This window comes from Tateyamaria rhodophyticola (genome assembly GCF_047777875.1).
Taxonomy (GTDB): Bacteria; Pseudomonadota; Alphaproteobacteria; order Rhodobacterales; family Rhodobacteraceae; genus Tateyamaria.
The window spans coordinates 3,729,367-3,755,206 of the sequence record NZ_CP180519.1 but is presented as its reverse complement, the minus strand read 5'-3'; the positions used below and the strand labels follow the sequence as shown (position 1 = coordinate 3,755,206).

Below are 25,840 nucleotides of genomic sequence, written 5' to 3'. Positions count from 1 at the left end.
GTGGGCACGTTGCACTGTGTGCTGTGCTGCACTAGCTGTCGAGAACCAGAGGAAAGGACAGAGCATGGCGGAACGCAGTGGTATCTTTGCGGGTGATGACCCGATCGAGATCATCAAACGCTGGAGCGTGGACGCAGAGGCGTCAGAGCCCAATGATCCAAATGCCATTGCCCTGTCCACGGTGGATGCGGACGGTCTGCCCAACGTGCGCATGGTTCTGCTCAAGGAAATCGAGGCGGATGCATTTGTCTTCTATACCAATTACGAAGGGCAAAAGGCGTCAGAGCTGGATCAGGCGGGCAAGGCGGCATTCGTGATGCACTGGAAATCGCTGCACCGCCAGGTGCGGGTGCGGGGACTGGTCAGTCGCGAAGACGGACCGCAGGCGGACGCCTACTACAAATCGCGGTCGCTGCAATCGCGTCTGGGGGCGTGGGCGTCGCGGCAAAGTCGGCCCTTGGCGAGCCGGGCGGCGCTGATGGCGGAAGTGGCCAAGGTAACCGCGCGCCATGGCACCGACCCCGAACGCCCCCCGTTCTGGGGCGGGTACCGCATTGCGCCGCTGGAAATCGAACTGTGGGCGGACGGTGCGTTCCGCTTACATGACCGGTTCCGCTGGCGGCGCAAAAATCTGCATGATGCATGGGAAATTGACCGCCTCAACCCGTGAATTTCACGTCACGTGAAATGCACCGGACTGATTTTACTGAATTTTTACCGCTTGAATTGAGTGCATGAAATAGCGCATCAGTTGAGTGCGACAGATGTAACTCAACGAAAGTGACGTCGTGCACGAAGATACACAAGACGCGGACCTCGTCTCGGGGTCCGTCAAATGGTTTGATCCGGTCAAGGGATTTGGATTTGTGGTTGCCGAAACAGGCGGCCCGGACATCCTGTTGCATGTCAACGTCCTGCGGAATTTTGGGCAATCCTCCGTTGCCGATGGCGCGTTGGTGGACATCCGGGTGCAATCGACCGAACGCGGTGTGCAGGCGGTCGAGATCGTCCAGATCACACCGCCGCAGCAGGACCCGGTTTCCACCCTCACTGATATTGCCGAACTTGATCCCGAAAGTGTCGCCGACGCGCCGCTGGAGCCGGGGCGGGTGAAGTGGTTCGACAAGGGCAAGGGCTTTGGCTTTGCCAATGTGTTTGGCCGGTCCGAAGACGTTTTTCTGCATGTTGAGGTGCTGCGCCGGTCGGGCCTGTCGGATTTGCAGCCGGGTGAGGCGCTCGCGATGCGGGTGATCGATGGCAAACGCGGCCGTATGGCATCCGAAGTGCTGGCCTGGGAAGCGGCGTTGCCGCGCGACGAAGGTTAAGCCGTGCGTTTCGTCGCCATCGCTCTGATCTGGCTCTGCGGCGCGGGCATGGCGGCGGCGGCCTGTTCTGACGATACGGTTTGGGTGCGGGGCGACTTTGGTCAGGCGCGGTTCAACGTGGAAATCGCCGATGATGCGCAGGAGCGTGCCATCGGCCTCATGAACCGGCCCGAGATGGCGACATCTGCGGGCATGCTGTTTGTCTACCCTGTGCCGCAAAGCCTGTCCTTCTGGATGCGCAACACGCTGATCGAGCTTGATATGCTGTTTGTCGATGCGGCAGGGGTTGTTCGGAACATCCACCATAGGGCGCAACCGCTCGATGAGACGTCGATTTTCGGGGGCGACAACCTGACCCACGTGCTTGAGATCAACGGCGGCCTGGCAAAGCGGCTGGGCATTGATGTGGGCGATGTCCTGCGCCATCCGAGTTTTGTACCCGAAACGGCGGCGTGGCCCTGCGACTAGACCGGCGTTGCCACGCGCGCGGACATTTTACCCATCGCGCACCATAGGTCTTTTCAATCCCGAAAACCCTGTCTATGAGAGGCGCACGGTCGGAGCGTGGCGCAGCCTGGTAGCGCACCTGTTTTGGGTACAGGGGGTCGGAGGTTCGAATCCTCTCGCTCCGACCAGTTCACGAATTTGCAGACACACCGCCCGTTGCTTGAAGCAGCTGATCCATCAGCGTGTCGAGCGATCGTTGCCGGAAATAGATGCGCCGGGCGTTGCCGGACTTCTGAATCACTTCGGCAAAGTAGCTCAGTTCCACCACAAAGGCGCCTGCCGCGTCGCGTTCGGTCTCTTTCTGCACGATGAGTGTCGGTGCGGCCAGCGCGCCGTCATATTGCAGCAGCAGGAATGCGGCGACATCCGGGGGCGGCGGGATCCGGCATTGGACCACATCGCGCGACACCTGACGCAATTCGTCGCCGGGTGAGTCGCAGGAGGACCGGAATGCCGCGTCCAACGGCTGTGGTGTTTGCGCAAAGACCGCGCGTCTGACGGGCAAGTCTTGTTCATCTGTCACCACAGTCTCTACATATTGTGGTGCGCAGGCCGTCACCGCGACGAGCAAAAAGGGCAAAATCGGTCGCATCAGAGGCCTTTCGGATTACGGTTTCGCAACAGCATCACATTTTCCGCAGCGCGGCAAAACCTTTCTCGTCTGGCGGGTACAATCTGTGGATAACTTCAGGCAAAGCGTCCACAGATTGCGTTAAACCCACCCATGCAAACGGATTTTTCAGCACGTTGCGGAGGATGGTTTTTGCCGCGGCGCATCGCGTGAATCGGGACATGTCCGCGCATTCAAATCGTGGGCTCGAGGTCAAGAATATAACTTTTAAAAAAGAATAAATTTCCCGTTGACGGGAGGGGCTCAGATACGTCACCTTGTGCGGGCCGAGCAGCTCACCACAACATTTAGTGGCTAACACTAGGGGCGGGCAGCAAGGCACCAGGGACAGAATTGGTACATCTCAGGACAGAGTTTACTGCGGCCTGATACGTGCGGAATGCGCGGTCAGGGACCGGCCTTTTGTTCCCCGGTGCTGGCAAAAGCAGGGTCTGCCGCAACGTCGGTCAGATCCACGAGGGAAATGCTGGATACGAGGCAGCGCGATGAAAATTGAAAGACACTTCACCACAGCGGGACAGGACGCATATGCGGCGCTCGATTTCGTGACCACGGCGTCCGAAATCCGCAACCCTGACGGCACAATCGTGTTCCGCCTTGACGATGTCGAGGTGCCCAGCACCTGGAGCCAGGTGGCAAGCGACGTCATCGCACAGAAGTATTTCCGCAAGGCTGGCGTGCCCTCCGCCATGGAAAAAATCGAAGAAGACGGCGTGCCGGAGTTCCTGTGGCGTTCAAAGCCTGCCAAAGGCGCCGAAATGGGCGGCGAGACATCGTCGAAGCAAGTGTTCGACCGGCTGGCCGGCGCATGGTGCTATTGGGGCTGGAAAGGCGGCTATTTCTCCACCGAGGAAGACGCCCAAGCCTACTATGACGAGATGCGGTTCATGCTGGCGACACAGCGCGCCGCACCCAACTCGCCCCAGTGGTTCAACACCGGCCTGCACTGGGCCTATGGCATCGACGGTCCGGCGCAGGGCCACATGTATGTGGATCCCTTCACCGGCAAGCTGACCAAGTCCAAGTCCGCCTATGAACATCCGCAACCGCATGCCTGCTTCATCCAGTCGGTGTCCGACGACCTCGTGAACGAAGGTGGCATCATGGATCTGTGGGTCCGCGAGGCGCGTCTGTTCAAATACGGCTCCGGTACGGGCACCAACTTCTCCCACCTGCGGGGCGAGGGCGAAAAGCTGTCCGGTGGTGGCAAATCCTCGGGCCTCATGGGCTTCCTGAAAATCGGTGACCGCGCGGCGGGTGCGATCAAGTCGGGCGGCACAACGCGCCGCGCGGCCAAGATGGTGATCGTCGATGCAGACCACCCGGATATCGAGGATTTCATCAACTGGAAGGTGCTCGAAGAGCAGAAAGTGGCGTCCATCGTCGCAGGCTCCAAGATGCACGAGCAAAAGCTGAACGGTATCTTTGAGGCCATCGGCACGTGGGACGGCGCAGTTGAAGACGCGTACGATCCCAACAAAAACAGTGCGTTGAAGGGCGCGGTGAAAGCGGCCAAGCAGGTCGCAATCCCCGAAACCTACATCAAGCGCGTGCTGGATTACGCGCGCCAGGGTCACACCGCCATCGAATTCCCGACATATGACACCGATTGGGACTCCGAGGCGTACAATTCCGTCTCCGGGCAAAATTCCAACAACTCGATCCGCGTCACCAACGCGTTCCTGACAGCAGTCGAAAAGGACGCCGATTGGGAACTGATCAGCCGCGTGGACGGATCGGTTGTGAAAACCGTCAAGGCCCGCGAATTGTGGGAGCAGGTCGGTCACGCCGCATGGGCCTGTGCCGATCCGGGCATTCAGTACCACGACACGGTCAACGACTGGCACACATGCCCCGAAGACGGCGAAATTCGCGGCTCCAACCCGTGCTCCGAATACATGTTCCTGGACGACACGGCCTGTAACCTTGCGTCGATGAACCTGCTGACCTTCCTCAAGGACGGCCAGTTCCAGGTCGAGGAATACATGCACGCGGCGCGTCTGTGGACCGTCACGCTGGAAATCTCCGTCATGATGGCGCAGTTCCCGTCGAAGGAAATCGCGCAGCGCTCTTACGAGTTCCGCACATTGGGCCTGGGCTATGCCAACATCGGCGGTCTGCTGATGAATATGGGTCATGGTTACGACAGTGACGAGGGCCGCAGCTTGTGCGGTGCGCTGACCGCGATCATGACTGGCGTGTCCTATGCCACCTCCGCCGAGATGGCCGGTGAACTGGGGCCGTTCCCGGGCTATGCCAAGAATGCCGACCACATGCTGCGTGTGATGCGCAACCACCGGACGGCGGCCTATGGCGCGACCGAAGGCTATGAAAAGCTGGCGGTCAAGCCGGTGGCGCTGGATCACGCGAACTGCCCCGATGCGCAATTGATCGATGTGGCCATGGCCGTGTGGGACGAGGCGCTGAAGCTGGGTGAAGAGCACGGGTATCGCAACGCGCAATCCACCGTGATCGCGCCCACCGGCACCATCGGTCTGGTCATGGACTGTGACACCACGGGGATCGAGCCTGACTTTGCGCTGGTGAAGTTCAAGAAGCTGGCCGGTGGCGGTTACTTCAAGATCATTAACCGATCCGTGCCTGCGGCGCTGGAAAACCTCGGCTACGGCTCGGCGCAGATCGAGGAAATCGTCAGCTATGCGGTGGGCCACGGCTCCATTGGCAACGCACCGGCGATCAACCACACGACGCTTGCGGGCCACGGGTTTGGCGCCAATGAGCTGGCCAAGGTGGACGCCGCCCTTGAAAGCGCGTTCGACATCCGGTTCGTGTTCAACCAGTGGACGCTGGGCGAAGAGTTCTGCACGCAGGTGCTGGGCATCCCGGCGGACAAGCTGAACGATCCGACATTCGACCTGCTCAAGTCGCTTGGGTTCTCCAAGGCCGACATTGACGCCGCAAACGACCACGTGTGCGGGACGATGACGCTGGAAGGTGCGCCGCACCTGAAGGAAGACCATTACCATATCTTCGACTGCGCCAACCCGTGCGGCAAGAAAGGCAAGCGTTTCCTGAGTGTTGACAGCCACATCACCATGATGGCCGCGGCACAGTCGTTCATCTCTGGCGCGATCTCCAAGACGATCAATATGCCGAACGATGCGACGATCGAGGACTGCCAACGCGCCTATGAACTCAGCTGGTCGCTGGGGGTGAAGGCCAACGCGCTCTATCGTGATGGCTCGAAACTGTCGCAGCCTCTGGCCGCCGCTTTGGTCGAGGATGACGAGGACGCAGCCGAGGTTCTGGAAAGCGGTGCACCCGCCGAAAAGGCCGCCGTGCTGGCCGAGAAGATCGTTGAGAAAATCGTCGTGAAGGAGATTGTGAAGTCTCACCGCGAAAAGATGCCTCAGCGCCGCAAGGGCTACACCCAGAAAGCCATCGTGGGCGGCCACAAGGTCTACCTGCGGACGGGCGAGTATGAGGATGGCAACCTGGGCGAGATCTTCATCGACATGCACAAGGAAGGTGCAGGTTTCCGGGCGATGATGAACAACTTTGCCATCGCCGTGTCCGTGGGCCTGCAATACGGTGTGCCGCTGGAGGAGTTCGTGGACGCCTTCACCTTCACCAAGTTCGAACCGGCGGGCATGGTGCAGGGCAATGACAGCATCAAGAACGCGACGTCGATCCTCGACTATGTGTTCCGCGAACTGGCTGTGTCCTACCTCGACCGCACCGATCTGGCGCATGTGAAGCCCGAAGGGGCCACGTTCGACGATATCGGTCGCGGCGAAGAGGAAGGCGTGTCCAACGTGTCGGAGATTTCCGAGACGGCGGCGTCGAAATCGCTCGAAGTGCTGAAGCAGATCAGCTCGACCGGGTATCTCCGCAAGCGTCTGCCGCAGGATCTGGTGGTGCTGCAAGGCGGGATGGCCGAAAGCGCCATCGACGCGGAAGTGGCCTTGCAGACCCTCGTGCCGGAAGTTGCGGCAAGTGGTGCCGCAACGGCGGCGGTGTCGACCACAGCCGTCACGGCAGCGACGACCACGATGGATGCGCGGACCAAGGCGAAAATGCAGGGCTACGAAGGCGAGGCCTGTGGTGAGTGCGGCAACTACACGCTGGTGCGCAACGGCACCTGCATGAAGTGCAACACATGCGGCGGCACCTCCGGGTGTAGCTGAGAACAAGCTACGCGTCCCGGGGATGGGGCGCGAGGGGGGCGGGCCGGTTTGGCTGGTTTGCCTCCCGACGAGACGGGTGGGGCGGTGCTTGAAGCCCTTCCCACCTTACACGGAGCGGATGCGTTCGCTCCTGACGACGTGCAGGCCGCAGGCAGAAAAGTACCGGGCGGTTAACATATTGAGCCTGTACGGCGAAACTTATGGGGGCCTCAGTGCCCCCATTTTTTCTGTTTGGGACATGTGATGGCTGCCCCGGGTTCGGGTGCGCCAAACCGTCTGTCAGGGGAGCGGGCGTTTGCTGCGCAAACGCGCGTGGTACGGCGAAACTGATGGAGGCTTCGGGTCTCCGGTTGTCTTTTTCGGGGGGCGGGGTGGTCTGTTTGCCTTTGGCAAAGGCGCCCACCCGCCGCCCCCGCCATGGGCACGGAGTGTTTGCGTGTTTGCTTTGAATGCCGGGGCGGAGGTGTCGCGACGCCTGCGTTGAGTGCTGCGTGGATGGGGCACGTGAAAGGGTGGTCTGGTCATCGGAGACAGGGTTCGATTTGTTTTGTGCCAGTTGTCTAGCGGGACTGATTTCAGGTGGCTTTGCGATGGGGCTTTTGCGCCGTGTGTCGAGTGATCCGGTCCCGTATCCCCGGCAGGTGAAATGTGTCGGCGTGGGATGCATGGTCGCCGGAGCTGTTGGGGTGCGCGTCAGGCGTCTTCGGACAGGGTCGTGCGCAGGCGGGCGCGGGCGCGGGCGAGGCGGGACATCACCGTGCCGAGGGGCAGGCCCGTTGCGGTCGCCAGCGCGCGGGGCGAGGTTTCGCCCGCGGCTATCAGGTCCATGAGCTGCCGTTGTGGTTCGGGAAGGTCCGCCACGGCAGCCAGCGCATCGGCGCATTCGAGGCGCAGGTCCGCGTCGGGCTGGATCAGCGCGTCGCCTTCCGTGATCTGCTGGGTCTGAACCGGGCGCCAGCCGCGTTGCGCGCGGTTGCCGAGCGTGCGCATCGCGTAGGCGGGCAGGTCGTCGATTGCCGTATCATCGGCCAGACGTTGGCAGAGGCTGAGCAATGTGTCCTGCACCAGATCTTCGGCATCGGACGGGCTGCGGGCCAGTTTGCGGGCCCGCCGGGTCAGGGCGGGGATCAGCGGCACGAGGCGGCCGGGATCCGGAGAGGGGCTTGGGTGTGTCATGGTGTGAGGATGGGGGCGTGCCTGCGGTCTGACCAGCCCGGGGGTTTTCGCCGATGGCGGGTTTGCCCGGTTTTTGGGCAGGGCCTTGCCCATCGCCGGGGCGCAAATCGGCAAGCGCTTGCGCGATTGGGGTGCCCGCGCCGCGTGTCGGGACGGGAGGGCGCGGGATGTGCTCATAGATGGGGAAGGCGCCACTCACGGACCTTCGCAGTGAAACCTCTAAGGGAGTTCCCTATGACCAAATTTGCATCTCTGACTATCCTGGCCACTCTGGCCGCCCCTCTGGCCATGGCCCAGAGCGCGTCAGAGCTCGACACCAACGGAGATGGTGTTCTGACCATTGACGAGGTTCAGGCCAGCTTTCCCGATGTGACGTCTGACGCCTTCACCGCGATGGACCTGAATGCAGACGGGGCGCTGGATGCCAACGAGGTGGCCGCGGCGCAGGAAGCCGGGTTGATGCCGCCGACAGACGGCTGACCCTGAACACCCGAGCTTTTCCCGCGCCGTGACGTGAATCCCAGTTCGGTGCGGGGAAGGGTGGGGGTGTGAGGTCCGGTCTCCCCCCAGGGACCGGGCCTCACGTTTGTTGGGGCTGCGGGATTTGGGGGCTTTGCCCCCGCGCCTGTGGCGCTCCCCCAGGATTTTTTGGAACAGAGACGTGAGGGCCGTCAGGTCCATTCCGGCAGGTGGATCGCAAAACGGTCGCGAATGGCGGCGTCCAATGCTGGGTCCAGAGCGGCGGGGGGGCGTGTCGCCAGGATCTCTTGCTTGCGGGCGGTCGCCTTGGCGATGAGGTCGGGTTTGCCAAGCTCCACCCATTCTTTTGGTGAGGTGCGGTCGCCGAAGGTCGGGTATACACAATCGGACTGCATGCGCGCCAGCGTTTGATCGGTGCCGAGATAGTGGCCCGGCCCACCCATGCAGACCTGTGCCATCTGGTCCAGTGCCAGCGTTTCGTCCGTCACTTCGATCCCGCGCACGCAGCGCAGGGCCTGACCGATGATGTCGTCGCTGAGGATCAGGGATTCGAGGCAGAAGCCCAAGAGGGAGGCGTGCATGCCCGCCGCCTCGTAGACCATGTTCAGCCCCGAAAGGCCCGCCATGACATTCGTGTTCATCTGTTCCCATCCCGCCTGCATGTCCGGCAGTTTGGAATCGGAGGCACCTGCTGCGGCCCCGCCCGGCAGGTCGTAGAAGCGGTGCATTTGGGCGCAGCCTGCGGTCAGCAGCGCCTGCTCGCCCGATCCGATGGACATCGCGCCGGTGCGCAGGTCGAGACCGAAGGGCCATGTGCCGAACACGGCAGGTGCGCCCGGTTTGACCGCGTTGACATAGACGAGGCCCGCGAGGCATTCGGCCACCGCCTGTACGATAGCGCCCGCGATGGTCGAGGGGGCCGTGGCCCCGGACATGCCCGCCGACAGCAAAAGCACGGGCATTCCGGCCTTGATGCAGGCCTCCATCACCTCACAGCTTTCGGTGGCGAATTTCATCGGCGGGACGACGAAACAGTTCGAATTGGACACGAAGGGGCGCGCGCGCCATGCGTCTTCGCCGCCTGCGATCATGTGCAGCATCTCGATGGCAGGCGGCACACAGGCCGGATCGCTGTAGCTGGTGCCCACATGTTTGGTGGTGCCCGTCACACAGGCGTAGACGGAGTTGTATTCCATCTCGACCGTGTCGGGGATGTCGCGGCAGATCATCGGGCGCTGGCAAAAGTGAATGTTGTCGAGCGCGTCGCAGATGCGGGCGGCATCGTGGAGATCCTGCACCGTGCTTTCGCGGTAATTCTGCCCGTCGATATCGACCAGGTGGACCGCCGCACCGGCGGTGCCGTAGTGCACGCGTGTGCCGCTCAGATGCAGGTCATGGGCCGGATTGCGGGCGCAGAGGGTCACGGCGCGGTTGGCCTTGGCCAAAGTGTCCTCGACCAGTGCGCGGGGAAAGCGGATGCGGCCATCGTCGCCCTGAATGGCGCCCGCTGCGGTCAGGTAGGCCACCCCGCTGTCCGGTGCATCGGCAAGGCCGATCTGTTCCAGCGCATCGAGGGCGGCATGGTGGATGCGCAGCACTTCGGCATCGGTCATCGGGCTGTAACGCCCGCCTTCGAGACCGGCGCGCACTGGGCGCAGGTGATCGGCGAGCGGGGCCGCGCGGGCGGCACGACGGGCGGCGCGCCCGCCTGTGCGTGTGGGGGATTGTTCATTCATTGTGGGAATTCCGGTCGCAGGAGCAGTGTCAGGGGTTACGCGGTGCGCGCCCATGCCGGTCGCCCGCGCGCGGCACGTCCGCGTTCTGCGCCAATCGTGCGGCTGACCAGCACGATCTTGCTTCTGATGCCTTGCATGGGCGCCTCCCTGCGTCCGAATGCACCTCGATCCTGCCGCGTGGACGCGACGCGGTCTGTCCTGTTTGCGACGCGGCAGGAATTTGCCATGTGACAGACACGTCACGGCAGTGTGACGCCGATCCGTTTGGAACTTTGCCAGCGCTTCCTAGGTTGGGTGCACAAGAGATTTGTGGCACCCAGAGGAGCCGAGAGATGACCAGACTGACAGCACTTGCCCTGACCCTTGTTGCCGCTCCGGCGGGCGTGTTCGCCCAGAGCGCAGTGGAGACGGATATTGCCCCGCCCGCAGCCGTTGCACCGGCGCAGCCCTTTGCCGCGACGGGCGGCAGCTGGACCGGTGGCTATGCCGGTTTGCAATTGGGATATGCGGATGTGGATGCCACGGGCGGCGCGGATGGTGACGACGCGCTGTTTGGTGTGCACGGCGGCTACCGCTACGACTTTGGCACCTTCGTTCTGGGTGGTGAGATCGACTATGACACCGCGGACATCGACCTGAATGGCGCCGCGACTGTGGACAGCGTGGCACGGTTGAAGCTGCAGCTGGGCTATGATTTCGGGCCGGTGCTTGGCTATTTCACGGCGGGTGGTGCGGATGTGGACACATCGCTCGGATCCGACACGGGCGACTTTTATGGTATCGGTTTTGCCTACCAGATTGATGAGCGGTACACGTTTGGGGCCGAACTGCTGGAACACAGCTTTGACAATATCGGCGGGACCGGTGTTGCGGCGGATGCGACGACCCTGACCGTGCGCGGCTCAATCCGGTTCTGATACCCGCGATTGAGCCGCCATCGACCGGATAGTCACTGACCGATGCGCGGACGCGGATCGTTCAGGGGAATGTAACGCAAGCTGTGTCGCCCGACAGTGGAACTGCGCGTCAGGCTGCCTGAGCCTCGGCGAATGAGCACAAGATGCGCAATGCGGTTTCAAACGCGCTGTCTTCGATGGTCATGGCAACGCGGATGTGGCCCGCTGCGGCGCTGCCAAAGCTTTCGCCCGGCATCACAGCGATCTGATGTGCATCCAGCAAGGCATTGGCGAAATCATCACCGCTGAGCCCGGTCGCGCGAATGTCGAGCATCAGATACATCGCGCCCTGGGCCGGGATCAGGCCGACAGTGTTTTGCCCATTCAACACATCCTGCGCCAAAGCGCGACGACGTCGGAAGGGTTCGGCGATGTCGTCTTCGAACGCGCTGCCCTGGTTCAGCGCAAAAACGGCGGCGTCCTGGATAAAGCCGGGCACACCATAAGTTGTGTGCGTTGCAAAGGTGATGAGGTGTTCGATCACCTCTTCGGGCCCGATCACCCAGCCGCAGCGCGATCCGGTCATTGCGTGGCTCTTGGACATGGATCCCACCACCAGCGTGCGCTCTGCCATGCCGGGCAAAGCGCGGGGGCTGAGATGTTCCCCGTCCCAGACCTGGCTGTCATAGACCTCGTCCGAGATCAGCCACAGATCGTGCCGCTGGCAGACCTCTGCGATGCCTTCGAGAGTGCTGCGGGAATAGACGGTGCCGGTGGGGTTGTTGGGCGAGTTGATGAGCAGCGAGCGCGCGCCCTGTGCCGCCGCTTCGATATCGGTGGCGCGGGGTTGGAACGCGTCTTCGGCGCGCGTGGGGATGGCATGCGGGACGGCGGAGACCCCGCGCAGGGTGCCGGGATAGGTGGCGTAGTACGGATCCAGATAAAGCGCCGTGTCGCCCGGGTCACAGGCGGCGGCATGTGCCGCAAACAGCGCAGATTGACCGCCCGGAGTGATCAGAACGTTGGCGCGGCTGGTGGGCACGCCGGTGCGTGCTTCGGTGCGGGCGGCCACGGTGTCGCGCAGCGCCTCTGTACCCGGCACCATCGCATAGCCGGTATGTCCCGACATCGCCGCGCGGTGCATATCCTGCAGGATCGGGGCGGCGGTGCGGATGTCATGTTCACCGATTGTGAGTTCAGTCACGGGTGTGCCGTCCGCAATCATGCGCCGCGCCTTGAGAAACACGTCCCATCCGTCCGATCCGCCGCCCGTCAGTGTTGTGATGCGCTGTGACAGGCCCATGTGCCGCTCCTTTGTCCGTCCGGCGCATGGGGGCCAGAGGCGGCGCGGATTGTCAACGGGGCAGGGGCGCTGCCCCCGGCCTGCGGCCTCCCCCGGAGTTTATTTTGCGAGATGAAGGCGGATCAGAGTTGGCTAGGCCACGGGGCGAGGGTGGCTTGGGTCTTTTTGGGCAGGCTGGTGCGGATGAGGGTGTAGGAGCTTTGGATACGGGCGCGCATGAGGTCGGGGTCCGCACCGTCAAAGGGGACGCGCACCCAGGAGCGGTGGAAATACTTGGCCTTGATCGCGGCGCCCACCTCGATCAGCATTTGCGCGGTCTCAACATCGGCGCATTTCACAGACACGCCGTCCCCCGCCATGCCGATGGTGGCAAACATCTTGTCGCCCACTTTCCAGGCCTCGAGGCCACCGTCTTGGTGGCTGGCAAACCAGGCGCCGGGAAGGGCTGCGCATATGGCGTCAATGTCGTTTCGGGTCATGGGGACATGGTGGTCCAAGTCCGTTTGACGCACAAGGCTTGACCGCAGGATGGTCTACGCGCTACGCCTTGCGCCATGAAGACAACCATTTGCATCACCTGCTGCATTCCCTGCTGATCCTCGGCGGGCTGGTTCTTCTTTTCCTCATAGTCAAGACTTGCTAGGCCCGCGCCAACCCAATGCGTGAGACCCGGACCATGAGCATCACCCTCTACAACACCGCGACCCGCAGCAAAGAGACCTTTGCGCCGATCGACCCGGAAAACGTGCGCATGTATGTCTGCGGGCCGACGGTCTATGACCGGGCGCATCTGGGCAATGCGCGCCCGGTTCTGGTGTTCGATGTGCTCAACCGGTTGCTGCGGCATGTCTATGGCGCGGACAACGTGACCTATGTGCGCAACTTCACGGACGTGGATGACAAGATCAACGCGACCGCTCTGGCCCGCAAGGAGGCGGGGGCGCCAGGCACGCTTGAAGAACTGGTGGCGGAGCGGTCGGACGAGACCATCGGTTGGTATCATGCGGATATGGACGCGCTCGGGACGCTGCGCCCCACGCACGAGCCGCGCGCGACGCAGTTCATTGGCCAGATGATTGCGATGATCGAAGACCTGATGGCCAAGGGGTTTGCCTATGCCAAGGACGGCCATGTGCTGTTCCGGGTGCGCGAATATGCGGATTACGGCAAGCTGTCGGGGCGCTCGGTCGATGACATGATCGCAGGCGCACGGGTCGAGGTGGCGCCCTACAAGGAAGACCCGATGGATTTCGTTTTGTGGAAGCCGTCGGATGAGGCTTTGCCCGGCTGGGACAGCCCCTGGGGACGCGGGCGGCCCGGGTGGCATATCGAGTGCTCGGCGATGGCTTACGAGTTGCTCGGAGACCGGTTTGACATCCACGGGGGCGGCAATGATTTGCAGTTCCCGCATCATGAGAACGAGATCGCGCAGTCGCGCTGCGCCGGGCACGGTTTTGCGAATGTGTGGTTGCACAACGAGATGTTGCAGGTCGAGGGCAAGAAGATGTCCAAGTCGTTGGGCAACTTCTTTACCGTGCGGGATTTGCTCGATCAGGGGGTGCCGGGTGAGGTCATTCGGTTTGTGATGCTGTCGACGCATTACCGCAAGCCGATGGACTGGACGGAGAAGAAGCGGGCAGAGGCGGAGAAGACGCTTAACTACCTGTACGACAGGGTCGGAGACATTGAATTTTCTGGTAGCTTGCCGGAGGACCGTGCAGTCGATGCATTGAAGAACGATCTAAATACATCTGAGGCTTTAAAGTGGCTGATTAATGAAGCTGGCTATTCAGACCTACCCGGCGACACGACTGTGGCCGAAACTGTCAAGGCGACCGGTAACCTTTTGGGGTTGCTACGGCATACTAAGTCGGAATGGCTGAATATAACATCTCGCGGGTTTGACTTAAGCGTGTACGCAAAGAATTTAGAAAGACTACGTGAAGAAGCCATAAAGACAAAAGACTTCTCCGCTGTGGATACAATGAAAAAAGCGCTGACAACGGCAGGTGTAGAAGTTCGGATGTCAAAAACCGGTGTCGATCTTGTGCCTGGTCCAGGTTTTGATCCGGCAAAACTGGAGACATTGGCGTGACGACGATCACGGACGGATCGCGGCGCGCATGCGCCATGCCCGACCTCCCCCCCGGGAGGGCATATTCCGACGTGGCGCGCATCTCTTGCGTTGTGTTTGATTGCGCAGGTGGCGCACCGAAGACCAGTTCTTTGCCCACCCGAGGTCGGGCATGGCGCATGCGCACCTCCCACGCAGTGACTGGAGGTCGCGCATCATGACCCGCGAACGCCTGTACCTCTTCGACACCACCTTACGCGATGGGCAGCAAACGCAGGGCGTGCAGTTCGCAACCTCTGACAAGCAGCAGATCGCGCAGGCGCTCGACACTTTGGGCGTGGACTATATCGAAGGCGGTTGGCCCGGGGCGAATCCGACCGACAGCGCCTTTTTCGACGCTGCCCCCAAGACGCGTGCGACCTTCACCGCCTTTGGCATGACCAAACGGGCGGGGATCAGTGCCGAGAATGATGACGTGCTGGCCGCTGTGCTCAACGCGAACACGCCCGCCGTGTGTCTCGTCGGCAAGACGCACGACTTTCACGTGGATACCGCGCTGAATATATCACTGGCCGAGAACACGCAGAACATCGCGGCCAGCTTTGCGCATGTAAAAGCGCAGGGGAGGGAGGCGATCTTTGATGCCGAACACTTTTTTGACGGGTTCAAGTCCAATCCCGACTATGCGCTGGAGGCGATCCGTGCGGCCTATGATGCAGGGGCGCGGTGGATTGCGCTGTGCGACACCAATGGTGGCACGCTGCCGCATGAGGTGCACACCATCACCCGCGCCGTCATCGACAGCGGCATTCCGGGCACGCATCTGGGCATTCACACCCATAACGATACCGAAAACGCGGTTGCGGCATCGCTGGCCGCCGTGGATGCGGGCGCGCGCCAGATCCAGGGCACGCTCAACGGGCTTGGCGAGCGCTGCGGGAACGCCAACCTGACCACGCTGATCCCGATCCTGCTGCTCAAGGAACCCTATGCCAGCCAGTTCGAGACCGGCGTGAGCAAGGAGGCACTGGCCGGGCTCACCCGCATCAGCCGGATGCTGGACGACATCCTGAACCGGGTGCCACAAAAGCAGGCGGCGTTCGTGGGGGCGTCGGCCTTTGCACACAAGGCCGGGCTGCACGCCTCGGCGATCCTCAAGGACCCTACGACATATGAACATGTGGACCCCGGCACCGTCGGCAATGCCCGTGTGATCCCGATGTCCAATCAGGCGGGGCAGTCGAACCTGCGCAAGCGCCTGACCGAGATGGGGGTGGAGGTGGCCCCCAAGGACCCCGGCCTTGCCCGCATCCTCGATCGGATCAAGGCGCGCGAGGCAGAGGGGTATTCCTATGACACGGCGCAAGCGTCCTTTGAGCTGTTGGCGCGTGAGGAGTTGGGCCTGTTGCCGGAGTTCTTCGAGGTCAAGCGTTACCGGGTGAGCATCGAGCGGCGCAAGAACAAGCGCGACCAGATGGTGTCGCTGTCCGAGGCGGTGGTGGTGGTCAAGGTGGACGGGGAAAAGATGCTGTCCGTCTCGGAGTCCATGGACGAGACCGGCACAGACCGCGGCCCGGTGAATGCGCTGGCCAAGGCGCTGGCCAAGGATCTGGGACGGTATCAGAGCCATGTGGAGGACATCAGGCTGGTAGATTTCAAGGTGCGCATCACTCAAGGTGGCACCGAAGCCGTCACGCGCGTCATCATCGACAGCGAGGACGGGCAGGGGCGGCGCTGGTCCACCGTGGGCGTGTCGGCCAACATCGTGGATGCGTCGTTCGAGGCGCTGCTTGACGCGATCCGGTGGAAATTGGTGCAGGACGGTCTGACATGACGCCCGAGGAACGGGATGCCTTCATGCAGGCCCGCGCGGGCCTGCCCCGGCAGGGGCCTGGCCTGCCTGCAGATGTGCACTGGGCGGTAGAAACGATTGGCCTGCACGGGGCGGTCGACGTGTTTGATGCAGGGTGTGGACCCGGCGACGACATGGTGGCGCTGGCCAAAGCGCTGCCCGAGGCGCAGGTGACCGGCGTTGATATGGCGCCCGAATTCATTGATCTGGCGGCAGAGCGGCTGCGCCCCTACGGCTCCCGCGTGCGGGCAGAGGTCGGGGATATGGCTGCACCAACAGGCACCTATGATCTCATCTGGTGCGCGGGGGCGATCTATTTCCTCGGGCTGACAGACGGTCTGCGCGGTTGGCGCGGCGCGCTCAAGCCCGGCGGGCGGGTGGCTGTGTCCGAACCTGTGTTGCTGCAAAAACCCGCGACAGAAGCGGCGGTGGCGTTCTGGGCGGACTATCCGCAGATCACGGATCTTGCCGGTCTGGAGGAGCGTGTGACGGCAGCGGGCTTTAACGTGCTTCACCACCGCATGATTGTCGGTGCGCCGTGGGAGGCTTATTACACGCCGATGCAGGCACATCTTGATGCGTTGCGTGCGGGGGACGTGACACCCGCCTTGCAAGCGGCCATTGACGAGAACCAGGCCGAGATCGACCGCTGGCGCGCGGCACCTGACGACATTGCCTATGCCCTGATGATCGTGGCGCCCGCATGAGCCTGCCGGAACCTGCCATTGCGTGCGCGCGCATCGTCGAACGCAGCGACCCTTTGCGGTTCCGCACCGTCATGGCCGCCCCTGTTGCCTCCCGCGCGCCCCTCTTTGCGCTGTATGCCTTCAACATCGAAGTGGCGCGCGCGCCGTGGGTCACGCAAGAGCCGATGATTGCGGAAATGCGCCTGCAATGGTGGCGCGACGCACTGGAGGAGATCAGCACCGGCGCGGCGGTCCGCACCCACGAGGTGACGACGCCGTTGGCCGCTGTGCTGGCGCAGGGCACAGCCGCGATGCTGGACCGTTTGGTGGCGGCGCGTCGCTGGGACATCTACCGCGATGCGTTCGAGGATCAGGCGCATATGGACGCCTATATTGACGAGACGTCCGGCCATTTGATGTGGGCGGCGGCCCGAACGCTGGGCGCGCCGGAGGGTGTGGAAGAACCGGTGCGCGATCTGGCCTATACCGCTGGTATTGCTGCGTTTTTGCGGGCTGTTCCTGCGTTGGTGGACGCCGGGCGCATCCCGCTTCTGGATGGAACGGATGCGGGCCTGCGTGCGCTGGCGGACCGCGCGTTGGCGCGCTGTGCCCGCCCGAAAATCCCCAAGAACGCGCGCGCCGCCCTGTGGCCCGCCATCGGGGCCAAGGCGACATTGCGGCAGGTGATCAAGGATCCGGCTGCGGTCGGGGAGGGGCGGCTGACGCCCGGCGTGCCGCCTGCGCGGCTGAGTGCGTCGGCGCTGACCGGACGGCTCTGGCTCTAGGCGGCGGCGGGCTTCGGCTTGAGCGCCAGCCAGATCAGCGACCCACCGGCCAGCACCAGGAACGGCACCATGGCGAGGTTCACCGCAGCCCAGCCCTGCACCGCGTCGCCGCCCGCGCAATTCATCAATCCGCCCGACGCCAGCGACGCAAAGGTCACGGACCCAAAGACGATCAGGTCGTTCATGCCCTGCACCCGGCCACGCTCTTCGGCGCGGTGGGCCGTGGTCAGCATCGTGGTCGCGCCGATAAAGCCAAAGTTCCAACCGAGCCCCAGCAAGATCAGCGCCCCAAAGAACTGTCCCAACGCCACACCGGACAGGGCGACAACGCCCGCCAGCGCTAGGATCACAAGGCCAAGACCGGTGATCCGCTCCACCCCGAACCGCGCAATCAGATGCCCGGTGAAAAAGGACGGCGCGAACATGGCCAGCACATGGGCGGTGACCACGTTGGCGGCGTCAGGTTCGCTATAGCCGCAGGCAACAACCGCCAGCGGTGTGGACGTCATCACGAGGTTCATCAACGCATAGGACACCGCGCCACAGATCACGGCGACGAGGATACGCGGCTCGGACAGCAGCGTGCGCTTGGAGCGCATGGGCGCGTCCGACGCATTGGGCGCAGGGGGTTTGGGGATGTCGAGCAGGAAGAACAGCGCCATGCCCAGCACGTTCAGCCCCATCGCGACAAGGTAGATGTCAAAGTACCGCATCGCAGTTGCATCCGGGTTGTTCGCGGTCATGTAGCTCACGATCTGTGGCCCGATCAGCGCCGAGATCAGCCCACCGGCCATCACATAGGAAATCGCCTTGGGCTTGAACGCATCCGAAGCCGTGTCCGTGGCGGCAAAGCGGAAAAACCCCTGCGACGACATATAGATGCCGGTGAAATAGGACCCGACCAGAAACACCCAGAAATTGTCGATAGTGAGCGCATAGGCCGATATGCCCGACCCCACGAGCCCACCCGTTGCCCCGACCAGAAACCCGGTCCGCCGCCCGGCGCGCTGCATCAGCGGGCTCAGCCACGGGGCGGTGGTCATCGAGCCGAAAACGATGAGCGATATCGGCAGCGTCACAAGGCAGGCATAAGGGCTCAGCGTGATGCCCGCGAGACCCCCGATCACGAAGATCATGGTGATCTGGCTGCCCAGAAATGCCTGAGCCGCCACCAGAACGGCGACATTGCGATAGGCGCGGCGGTCATCTGTCATACTCATGACGCCTGCGTAGACCCGAGACACGGCCGCCGCAAGAGACAGCGCGCCGCACGGATGCACATGGGCTTGCGCGCAGGTCGTGCGCGGCTAGGGTGCGGGCATGGCGAATGTGTTGATCCTTGGCGGTGCGCGGGAAACGGCGATGGCGGTGACGGGTCTTGTGGCGGCCGGGCACGCCGTTCAGGTCTATGCGCAGCGCGACGTGGACCGCGGGGGCGCGCCGCATTGTGTAGCGTTGCGGGACGGGCTTGCCTGGGCCGATGGGGTTCTGGATACAAGTCATGTGTTTGATGCCGACATGCGGCAGGTGGCGCGTGCACTTGCGCCGGATGTGCCTGCGTGCCGCTTTGGTCGCGCGCCCTGGGTGCCGCAGGACGGGGACGTCTGGACCGCGGTGCCGGACATCGCGGGGGCGGTGGCGGCACTGCCTGCGGGCGCGCGGGTCTTTGCGGCGACGGGCCGTGACAGCGCCGAGGTGTTGGCCCATCACGACGGGCCGGTGTTCCTGCGCCAGCTGAATGCCCATGACGACACGCCGCCCGCCAACTGTACCTTTGTCTTTGGCGAAGGCCCCTTTGCCGTGGACGACGAAATCCGCCTGTTCCAAGCGCTGAATATCGACGTCGTTCTTGCCCGCAATATCGGTGGGCAGGGCAGTTTTCCAAAACTGGCCGCGGCGCGGGCGCTTGGGCTGCCCGCGCTGCTGCTGCACCCTGCGGCTTGGGAGTTCGGGCCACCTGTGACGACCATGGACGCGGTGCTGGACTGGGCAGGTGCACTGTGATCGGACGCCTGATCGAAACGGATGCGGATGTCGCGGAAGGTGCCGCGTGGCTTGCGATGCGCGATCCGGCATTGGCCCGCGCTCTGGAGGTGGCGGGACCGTTGCCCCTGCGCCGCCGGGCGGACGGGTTTGCCGCTTTGCTCAACGCGATCGTGGGCCAGCAGGTGTCGACCGCGTCCGCCGCCGCCATCTGGGCGCGGATCGAGGCGGCGGGCCTCACGGGGCCCGGTCCAGTTCTCGCCGCAGGGGAAGAGGGGCTGCGCGCCGTGGGCCTCAGCCGCCAGAAAATCGCCTATGCAACTGCATTGGCCGAGGCGGGGATCGACTATGACGCGTTGCGCAGCGCCCCGGACTCCGAGGTGATCAAGACCCTTACAGCGGTCAAGGGCATCGGTGTCTGGACAGCGGAAATCTATGCGATGTTCAGCCTGGGCCGGGCAGATGTGTTTGCGCCGGGCGATCTGGCGCTACAGGAGGCGGCGCGGATGATCTTTGATCTGCCGGAGCGTCCCAAGGAACGGGCGCTGCGCGCAATGGCCGAAGCCTGGAGCCCGTGGCGCGCGGTTGCCGCGCGGCTGTTCTTCACCTACTACCGGACGGCAAAGGGGCGTGAGGGGGTCACATGACACGAGTGTTGAAATCGGAACGGGTTGAGCCGAAATCGGGCGAGGTGCGGTCCATCGTGGTGTTTGTCCACGGCTATGGCGCCAATGGCGCGGACCTTTTGGGGCTGGCCGAGCCCTTGGGCGAACATCTGCCCGACACGCTCTTTGTGGCACCCGACGCGCCCGAGGCGATCCCGATGATGCCCAATGGCTATCAGTGGTTCCCGATCCCGTGGATTGACGGGTCCAGCGAGGAAGAGGCGGAGCGGGGTCTGCTTGCGGCAGCCAATGACTTCGATGCGTTTCTCGATGCGCTCATGGTGGATGAGGACGTGCTGCCGGAACAAGTGGTCCTGTTCGGCTTTTCCCAGGGCACGATGATGTCGCTCCACGTGGCGCCGCGCCGCGAGGACGAAGTGGCAGGCATCGTCGCGTTTTCAGGCCGGTTGTTGCGCCCCGATCTGCTGGCGGATGAGGTGGTCAGCCGCCCGCCCGTGCTGCTGATCCATGGCGATCAGGATGACGTGGTGCCGCCGCAATCGCTGCCCGAAGCGGCTGAAGCCCTGCAAGAGGCGGGATGGAAGGACGTCTATGCCCACGTCATGAAAGGCACGGCGCACGGGATTGCCCCCGACGGGCTCAGCGTGGCGCTTGCGTTCATGCGGGACAAGCTGGGGCTCTAGAGTCAGCACCCATTTATCCCGCGGCACCCGCTCTCGCGCGCAGTGGGACGCAAGATCCACAAAGCATCAGCGGTTCGGGACGCGCAGCGAAGTGTGGTTCACTTAGCAAGCGGCCCGAGACGCTGAGATGAAGTGGATTTGGTGTCCGTCAAACCAGTGCCGCAGGACAAACGGGTCCTGACCCTCGTCAGCACATCGCTTCGAACCCGCGCGGATGGGCGGGGGCGGGGTCCTGTTGCTGCCGCACCCAAGCGGCATAAAGCACATGCGCAACAAGCGGCTCCGATTTCATCAACCGGAGCACCGCCTGTGCCGACACGCGGGTCAGATCAAAGAACCCGGCCCGGTCCAGCACCGCGCGAAATCCAAAGGCGGACAGCGGTGTGGCCGCCGCATCCGACAGTTCGACCCCGAAATTGATCCGGTCCCGGCGCAGGTCCGTGATCAGCGCTTGCAGCGGGTCCGGCGCATCGCGCAACTGGCGCGCGCTGTCCCACGTCCGCAACGCCAGATCCATCGCGGTTTGCGGCGCAGATGCGTCGGTCAGAAACACGTGCCCCCGCGCGCTGTCCTCAACCCGCCAGATCAGATCGCCCCGCGCGGTGATCGCGCGGTGGGCCACCAGCGTGCCAAAGTTCGAGCGGGCCTTGTGTTCGGTGTCGGACCACAGCTGAACACCGTGCGCGGTGTCAAAGGTGAACCGGCCTTGGGCATCCGAACCGGCGTGTTCGGCGCGCAGTTGCGTAAGAAGGGTGGTCAGGTCGGGTGTGCGGAAAAGATCAAGAAAGGACATGAGACGGAAATTGCCTCCGTTGAAAGCGGTTTCGTAACTAAAATGCATGTTGGTCGGAGTGACGACCTGCACTCTAAATGGGGCGTCGACACGTCCTTCGCGAGTGGTGAATTCCTTACCTTTCAGGTGTTTTCGACCGCGCGGGCACGCGTCACACCCCTGTCACAGAACGCCCATAGGTCTGCACCGACATCTCGTGGTGGTGCTGGGGCTTGCCAGAGCGTTTCCACAAGATATAGTCACGATATAAAGCCGGGGCGGGATCCCCGCTCTGGTGCCACAACGGGCAGACAGGGCGAGGACGGAGTCACTCATGGAAGGCGATTTCAGGACAGAATTTGTGCGCAGCCCCTCTGCGCTGAAACAGCACCCGGCCTTGGTGCTGAATGCGGATTACAGGCCGCTCAGCTACTATCCCCTGTCGTTGTGGCCATGGCAGGAGGCGGTCAAGGCGGCGTGGCTCGACCGGGTGGACATCGTGGCCGAATATGACGAGGTGGTTCGCTCGCCCAGTACCGAGATCAGGATACCGTCGGTTGTGGTGCTCAAGGACTATGTCAAACCGCAAAAGCGCGTGGCCTTCACGCGCTTTAATTTGTTTCTGCGGGATGAATTTCGCTGCCAGTACTGCGGGGCCAAGGGCGACTTGACCTTCGACCACGTGGTGCCACGCGCTTCGGGCGGGGTGACAAGCTGGCAGAACGTGGTGGCCGCGTGCAGCCCGTGCAACCTGCGCAAGGGATCAAAGGCGCTGCACCGGACGGGCATGTCCCTGCGCCGTCCGCCGCGCCAACCCGGCGCAGAGGAGTTGCGCAATATGGGCCGCAAGTTTCCGCCCAACCACCTGCACGAAAGCTGGATGGATTTCCTGTACTGGGATGCCGAATTGCAGGCATGAAAAACGGGGGCACGTGGCCCCCGTTCGTCCTTCATGACGTGTCCCGGATTATTGCAGCTTTTGCGCGATGTTTTCAGCAAAGGCGGCAACGATTGCCTGGTAATAGGTCTCACTGCCCATCGTCAGGTCGGCCACCACGGTGCCATCGGGAAAATAGCCCTGCGCCTGCTCACTGCTGACGGTCAGCGTGTAGCGTTCATTGTTCGCCAAACCCGGCACCTTGATCTTCACGTCGCCGGAAATTTCTGAATCGGCGATGCCGATCTGCTTTTCAAAGCTGTTTGCCAATTCGAGCGTGTCGATTTCCACCTCGATCGTGGCTCCGTCTTCGGCGATCTGGTCCACCAGACGTTCCGCCAGGGCGGTCTCGAGATCGCCTTCGAGCCCGGACCAGACCGACGCGGCGGCATCGTTTTCAATCACGGTCAGGTCGGCTTCGACGTCAACCTTTTCGACCGGCGTCATTGCCAATGCGCTGGCTCCGGTCAGGGCAAGTGTCATTGTGGCAGCGGTCAGAAAACGTGTCATTTCGTATCTCCTTTTGGTGATGCCATCACGTGCATCGGAGACACAACACCTGAACCCGCAACTGGTTCCGAGGTTTTTCAGGCCGCCAGATCGACCCAGACGGGTACGTGATCGGATGGCTTTTCTTCACCACGCACGGATTTGTCGATCTGACAGTCCTGCATCAGGTCCGCGGTGTAGGGGCACAACAGGAAGTGGTCGATGCGGATGCCATCGTCACGGTTCCACGCCCCCGCTTGGTAATCCCAGAACGAATAATGCTCCGGGCCGAAGGTGCGGGCGCGGAATGCTTCGGTCAGGCCAAGTGCCGTGAGACGGCGGAACGCCGTGCGGCTTTCGAGGCGAAAGAGCGCATCTTCGCGCCACGCATCGGGGCGGCGGGCATCTTCGGCCTGCGGGATGATATTATAGTCACCGGCCATCAGAAATGGCGTCTCTTCGGCCAGAAGCGCTTGGGCCCGCAGGCGCAACCGCTCCATCCAGGCAAGTTTGTAGTCGTATTTCGGGCCGGGGCAGGGATTGCCATTGGGCAGGTACAAACCGCACAGTCGCACGGCCGTCGTATCGCCCATCACGGTCGCTTCGATGTAACGGGCCTGTTCGTCCGTATCGTCGCCGGGCAGGCCGCGTGTGACATCTTCAAGCGGCAGCTTGGACAGGATGGCCACGCCGTTGAACGATTTCTGGCCGTGGGTTTCGACCTGATACCCGCGATCTTCGAAGATTTCGCGCGGGAAGGCGTCGTCGACGGATTTGATCTCTTGCAGCAGAACGACATCGGGTTGTGCATCATCCAGCCAGCGCGGCAGCGCTTCGATCCGCGCCTTGATTCCGTTGATATTGAACGTCGCGATTTTCATGTGCGTCCCCCGGTTTGCTCCAGATGTGACGCATCCCAGGGGCAGGAGCAAGGGGCCGTGCAGGGCGCCAATGCGCAAATTAACTATTTCTTAACCACTCGATTCGGAGTAAAGGATCGGCAGTTTGTTGTGAAATCGTAAAAATCATAGCAAAATCAGACCTGTGGATAAGTTTTTTCGCGCTGGAATTTTCACGCGCGAAGCGCAGTCACCTCAACAGCTTCTATCGTTTTCCTTATGTGGAGAACTCGCCCGCCGCCAGGGGCTGGCGCAATTTTCAGTTGGCGTACTCAATTTTAGGATGCAACGAATTGGGTATCGCAACTTTGAGGCGAGTAAGCCTCTCAAACACGGAGCGCCGATATGACTGCACAACGTAAATTCGAAAATGAAATCAACACATTCACCGCAGGTGGCCTGCACACAGGAGACGGTGTGAACATGTTTTCCTCTGGCTCGGCGCCGGTTGCGTATGACGGTCTGAGCGGCGATGCGGTCGAGATGTTTTCGTCCGGCTCTGCCCCCGCCACGACCACGGCAGAAACCGGCGATGCGGTTGAGATGTTTTCCTCCGGGTCCGCGCCGATGACACGCGACACAGCGTCGGGTGATGCGGTTGAAATGTTCTCCTCCGGGTCCGCGCCAGCCGGCACCGGGATCGCCACAGGGGACGCCACCGGTGCGTTTTCGTCCGGATCGGCACCCGTCACGAGCATCGCCGCATCGGGCGACGTCACGGGCCTCTTTTCCTCCGGGTCCTGAGACCGGATGGCGGGACACGCAGCACAAACAGGAGACGCATCATGTCAAATGTCATCACTCTGAATGTCCCGCCCCGCCGCGTCGGCCTGCACGACCGGGCGGCCGGGCTCATCGATTGCTTTGCCCGGCACCGGCGTGTGATGGATGATGTGTTCTGGCTCAAGGAGAACGCCGAGCTTCTGAACATCCTCGAATGCACCGGGCAACAGGTCGCGCCCACGGCGCTCGAACCGCTGGCGCGGTTCTATGACAGCCTCGCCGACCGTCTGTCCTTTTTTCCACAATATTACCGGTTCCTGCTGTCCATCGGCCTCGATCTCGAGGCGCTTGGCATCGGCGGTTCTCAGATGGAGCGCCTGTGCGCATGGGTGGCGCAGACGGGGCTGGTGGAGGCGGAGTTGAGCGATCTGCAACGCGCCGAAGCGCGCCGGTTGCTGGCGCGACGCGGGATCGGATCGGGTGATCCCACACTCGACATCCGGCTGCGCGCTTTCATTGACCGACCGGCAACTTTTGCGCTGCCCAACAAGAAAGCGGCCTATGAGCTGACCCATATCGTGTTCTACCTGTCGGAATATGGTCGGCGCGATCCACAGCTGTCGCCTGCGGCCTGTCTCAGTCTGGAATACGCCGGCATCCTCGCCTTTCTGGACCAGAACATGGACCTGCTGGCGGAAATCTGTGTCGCCCTGCGCCAAGCGGGCAAGACCCCGAGCGCCGTGTGGGAAGGGGCCGTGCGCGCACATGCGCAGGCCTTTGTCATCAGTGCCGAAAACGATGCGCCCTTGTCCGACGGCTACCACGCGTATCTGGTGTCCACATGGGCCGTGGCCATGATGGGGCAGGATGATCGTGCGTCGCCTGTGCCGACCGGGCGCTGTGTCTTCACGCCGGGGCGGCAGGTGGAAAGCGCGCTGCGCCCGATGTCCGCGGTGCTGATGGCGCTGGCGGACGCACGTCAGACCAGCTGGAGCAGCATGCGCGACGCTATTTATGAAACGATCACACCCGAAGCAGCGACCGTCATCGAGGCTGCCCGCGCATCGTCCCGCGCATTCGACGCTTTTTTCGAGAATTTTGCCCGCGCACCGATGATGCGCGGGTAACG

Annotated in this window: 26 protein-coding genes and 1 tRNA gene; 17 read left to right on the top strand and 10 right to left on the bottom strand. The window is 62.7% G+C overall.

The features are described 5' to 3' along the window. Positions 1 to 64: 64 nt before the first annotated feature. The 4 genes from pdxH (at position 65) to ACERHN_RS20060 (ending at position 1,960) form a co-directional block, all read left to right on the top strand. Complete coding sequence (gene pdxH, locus ACERHN_RS20075; protein ID WP_415920777.1) at positions 65 to 670, top strand: pyridoxamine 5'-phosphate oxidase; 606 nt, start codon at positions 65 to 67, stop codon at positions 668 to 670. 118 nt (positions 671 to 788) lie between these two features. Further along, the gene (locus tag ACERHN_RS20070; protein WP_415920776.1) at positions 789 to 1,325 is read left to right on the top strand and encodes a cold-shock protein; all 537 of its coding nucleotides are present in this window, start codon (positions 789 to 791) and stop codon (positions 1,323 to 1,325) included. Positions 1,326 to 1,373: 48 nt separating this feature from the next. Further along, positions 1,374 to 1,793 (top strand): DUF192 domain-containing protein, encoded by a 420-nt coding sequence (locus tag ACERHN_RS20065; RefSeq protein ID WP_415922781.1) that lies wholly within the window; start codon positions 1,374 to 1,376, stop codon positions 1,791 to 1,793. A 90-nt stretch (positions 1,794 to 1,883) separates the two neighbouring features. Next, a tRNA-Pro gene (locus ACERHN_RS20060) sits at positions 1,884 to 1,960 on the top strand. Between the two features lie 2 nt (positions 1,961 to 1,962). Here the strand turns inward: ACERHN_RS20060 and ACERHN_RS20055 are convergent. Together ACERHN_RS20055 and ACERHN_RS20050 are read right to left on the bottom strand one after the other, a co-directional pair. Next, entirely contained in the window at positions 1,963 to 2,295 is a 333-nt protein-coding gene (locus ACERHN_RS20055; RefSeq protein ID WP_415920775.1) for a hypothetical protein, read from the bottom strand. 163 nt (positions 2,296 to 2,458) lie between these two features. Next, positions 2,459 to 2,626, bottom strand: coding sequence for a hypothetical protein (locus ACERHN_RS20050; protein ID WP_415920774.1), 168 nt, complete (start codon positions 2,624 to 2,626; stop codon positions 2,459 to 2,461). Between the two features lie 322 nt (positions 2,627 to 2,948). Here ACERHN_RS20050 and ACERHN_RS20045 point away from each other — a divergent pair, with 322 nt between their 5' ends. Continuing rightward, on the top strand, positions 2,949 to 6,611 hold the full coding sequence (locus ACERHN_RS20045) for a vitamin B12-dependent ribonucleotide reductase (RefSeq protein ID WP_415920773.1): 3,663 nt from the start codon (positions 2,949 to 2,951) through the stop codon (positions 6,609 to 6,611). Positions 6,612 to 7,304: 693 nt separating this feature from the next. Here the strand turns inward: ACERHN_RS20045 and ACERHN_RS20040 are convergent. Next, positions 7,305 to 7,787 (bottom strand): RNA polymerase sigma factor, encoded by a 483-nt coding sequence (locus ACERHN_RS20040; RefSeq protein ID WP_415920772.1) that lies wholly within the window; start codon positions 7,785 to 7,787, stop codon positions 7,305 to 7,307. Between the two features lie 234 nt (positions 7,788 to 8,021). Here ACERHN_RS20040 and ACERHN_RS20035 point away from each other — a divergent pair, with 234 nt between their 5' ends. Continuing rightward, positions 8,022 to 8,267: a hypothetical protein gene (locus tag ACERHN_RS20035; RefSeq protein ID WP_415920771.1), complete on the top strand. Its 246-nt coding sequence runs from the start codon at positions 8,022 to 8,024 to the stop codon at positions 8,265 to 8,267. A 191-nt stretch (positions 8,268 to 8,458) separates the two neighbouring features. Here ACERHN_RS20035 and ACERHN_RS20030 read toward each other — a convergent pair whose 3' ends face one another. After that, the gene (locus ACERHN_RS20030) at positions 8,459 to 10,003 is read right to left on the bottom strand and encodes a trimethylamine methyltransferase family protein (RefSeq protein WP_415920770.1); all 1,545 of its coding nucleotides are present in this window, start codon (positions 10,001 to 10,003) and stop codon (positions 8,459 to 8,461) included. A gap of 332 nt (positions 10,004 to 10,335) precedes the next feature. Here ACERHN_RS20030 and ACERHN_RS20025 point away from each other — a divergent pair, with 332 nt between their 5' ends. Continuing rightward, positions 10,336 to 10,920: an outer membrane protein gene (locus ACERHN_RS20025; RefSeq protein WP_415920769.1), complete on the top strand. Its 585-nt coding sequence runs from the start codon at positions 10,336 to 10,338 to the stop codon at positions 10,918 to 10,920. 109 nt (positions 10,921 to 11,029) lie between these two features. Here the strand turns inward: ACERHN_RS20025 and ACERHN_RS20020 are convergent, their stop codons facing one another. Both ACERHN_RS20020 and ACERHN_RS20015 read right to left on the bottom strand, forming a co-directional pair. Next, the gene (locus ACERHN_RS20020; protein ID WP_415920768.1) at positions 11,030 to 12,202 is read right to left on the bottom strand and encodes a pyridoxal phosphate-dependent aminotransferase; all 1,173 of its coding nucleotides are present in this window, start codon (positions 12,200 to 12,202) and stop codon (positions 11,030 to 11,032) included. 122 nt (positions 12,203 to 12,324) lie between these two features. After that, positions 12,325 to 12,681, bottom strand: coding sequence for an MmcQ/YjbR family DNA-binding protein (locus ACERHN_RS20015; protein WP_415920767.1), 357 nt, complete (start codon positions 12,679 to 12,681; stop codon positions 12,325 to 12,327). A 197-nt stretch (positions 12,682 to 12,878) separates the two neighbouring features. On the opposite strand from ACERHN_RS20015, the gene cysS reads away from it, so the two are divergent. The 4 genes from cysS (at position 12,879) to ACERHN_RS19995 (ending at position 17,599) form a co-directional block, all read left to right on the top strand. Further along, complete coding sequence (cysS, locus tag ACERHN_RS20010) at positions 12,879 to 14,297, top strand: cysteine--tRNA ligase (RefSeq protein ID WP_415920766.1); 1,419 nt, start codon at positions 12,879 to 12,881, stop codon at positions 14,295 to 14,297. Between the two features lie 196 nt (positions 14,298 to 14,493). Beyond that, positions 14,494 to 16,110, top strand: a complete 1,617-nt coding sequence (cimA, locus tag ACERHN_RS20005) for a citramalate synthase (RefSeq protein ID WP_415920765.1) — start codon at positions 14,494 to 14,496, stop codon at positions 16,108 to 16,110. Further along, positions 16,107 to 16,835, top strand: coding sequence for a class I SAM-dependent methyltransferase (locus ACERHN_RS20000; RefSeq protein WP_415920764.1), 729 nt, complete (start codon positions 16,107 to 16,109; stop codon positions 16,833 to 16,835). The genes cimA and ACERHN_RS20000 overlap by 4 nt, the downstream gene beginning before the upstream one ends. Next, the gene (locus ACERHN_RS19995; RefSeq protein ID WP_415920763.1) at positions 16,832 to 17,599 is read left to right on the top strand and encodes a squalene/phytoene synthase family protein; all 768 of its coding nucleotides are present in this window, start codon (positions 16,832 to 16,834) and stop codon (positions 17,597 to 17,599) included. The genes ACERHN_RS20000 and ACERHN_RS19995 overlap by 4 nt, the downstream gene beginning before the upstream one ends. Here ACERHN_RS19995 and ACERHN_RS19990 read toward each other — a convergent pair. Then, positions 17,596 to 18,819, bottom strand: a complete 1,224-nt coding sequence (locus ACERHN_RS19990) for an MFS transporter (protein ID WP_415920762.1) — start codon at positions 18,817 to 18,819, stop codon at positions 17,596 to 17,598. The genes ACERHN_RS19995 and ACERHN_RS19990 overlap by 4 nt on opposite strands. 100 nt (positions 18,820 to 18,919) lie before the next feature. Between ACERHN_RS19990 and ACERHN_RS19985 the strand changes: the two genes are divergently transcribed. The 3 genes from ACERHN_RS19985 to ACERHN_RS19975 are packed head-to-tail and all read left to right on the top strand — an operon-like array spanning position 18,920 to position 20,891. Further along, complete coding sequence (locus tag ACERHN_RS19985) at positions 18,920 to 19,603, top strand: precorrin-6A/cobalt-precorrin-6A reductase (protein ID WP_415920761.1); 684 nt, start codon at positions 18,920 to 18,922, stop codon at positions 19,601 to 19,603. Positions 19,604 to 19,659: 56 nt separating this feature from the next. Then, complete coding sequence (locus ACERHN_RS19980; protein WP_415922780.1) at positions 19,660 to 20,229, top strand: DNA-3-methyladenine glycosylase family protein; 570 nt, start codon at positions 19,660 to 19,662, stop codon at positions 20,227 to 20,229. Further along, the gene (locus ACERHN_RS19975; protein WP_415920760.1) at positions 20,226 to 20,891 is read left to right on the top strand and encodes an alpha/beta hydrolase; all 666 of its coding nucleotides are present in this window, start codon (positions 20,226 to 20,228) and stop codon (positions 20,889 to 20,891) included. Before ACERHN_RS19980 ends, ACERHN_RS19975 begins: the two co-directional genes overlap by 4 nt. 187 nt (positions 20,892 to 21,078) lie before the next feature. On the opposite strand, the gene ACERHN_RS19970 is transcribed toward ACERHN_RS19975, so the two are convergent. Further along, positions 21,079 to 21,684, bottom strand: a complete 606-nt coding sequence (locus ACERHN_RS19970; RefSeq protein ID WP_415920759.1) for a hypothetical protein — start codon at positions 21,682 to 21,684, stop codon at positions 21,079 to 21,081. 313 nt (positions 21,685 to 21,997) lie between these two features. Between ACERHN_RS19970 and ACERHN_RS19965 the strand changes: the two genes are divergently transcribed. After that, positions 21,998 to 22,582, top strand: coding sequence for an HNH endonuclease (locus tag ACERHN_RS19965; protein ID WP_415920758.1), 585 nt, complete (start codon positions 21,998 to 22,000; stop codon positions 22,580 to 22,582). 48 nt (positions 22,583 to 22,630) lie between these two features. Here ACERHN_RS19965 and ACERHN_RS19960 read toward each other — a convergent pair whose 3' ends face one another. Further along, positions 22,631 to 23,110 carry a hypothetical protein gene (locus tag ACERHN_RS19960; protein ID WP_415920757.1) on the bottom strand — a complete coding sequence of 160 codons (480 nt, stop codon included), beginning with the start codon at positions 23,108 to 23,110 and terminating at the stop codon, positions 22,631 to 22,633. 77 nt (positions 23,111 to 23,187) lie between these two features. After that, the gene (gene xth, locus ACERHN_RS19955) at positions 23,188 to 23,970 is read right to left on the bottom strand and encodes an exodeoxyribonuclease III (protein WP_415920756.1); all 783 of its coding nucleotides are present in this window, start codon (positions 23,968 to 23,970) and stop codon (positions 23,188 to 23,190) included. A gap of 363 nt (positions 23,971 to 24,333) precedes the next feature. Here xth and ACERHN_RS19950 point away from each other — a divergent pair, with 363 nt between their 5' ends. Next, positions 24,334 to 24,732 carry a hypothetical protein gene (locus ACERHN_RS19950; RefSeq protein ID WP_415920755.1) on the top strand — a complete coding sequence of 133 codons (399 nt, stop codon included), beginning with the start codon at positions 24,334 to 24,336 and terminating at the stop codon, positions 24,730 to 24,732. Between the two features lie 41 nt (positions 24,733 to 24,773). Further along, positions 24,774 to 25,838, top strand: coding sequence for a DUF6902 family protein (locus tag ACERHN_RS19945; RefSeq protein WP_415920754.1), 1,065 nt, complete (start codon positions 24,774 to 24,776; stop codon positions 25,836 to 25,838). Positions 25,839 to 25,840: the final 2 nt, after the last annotated feature.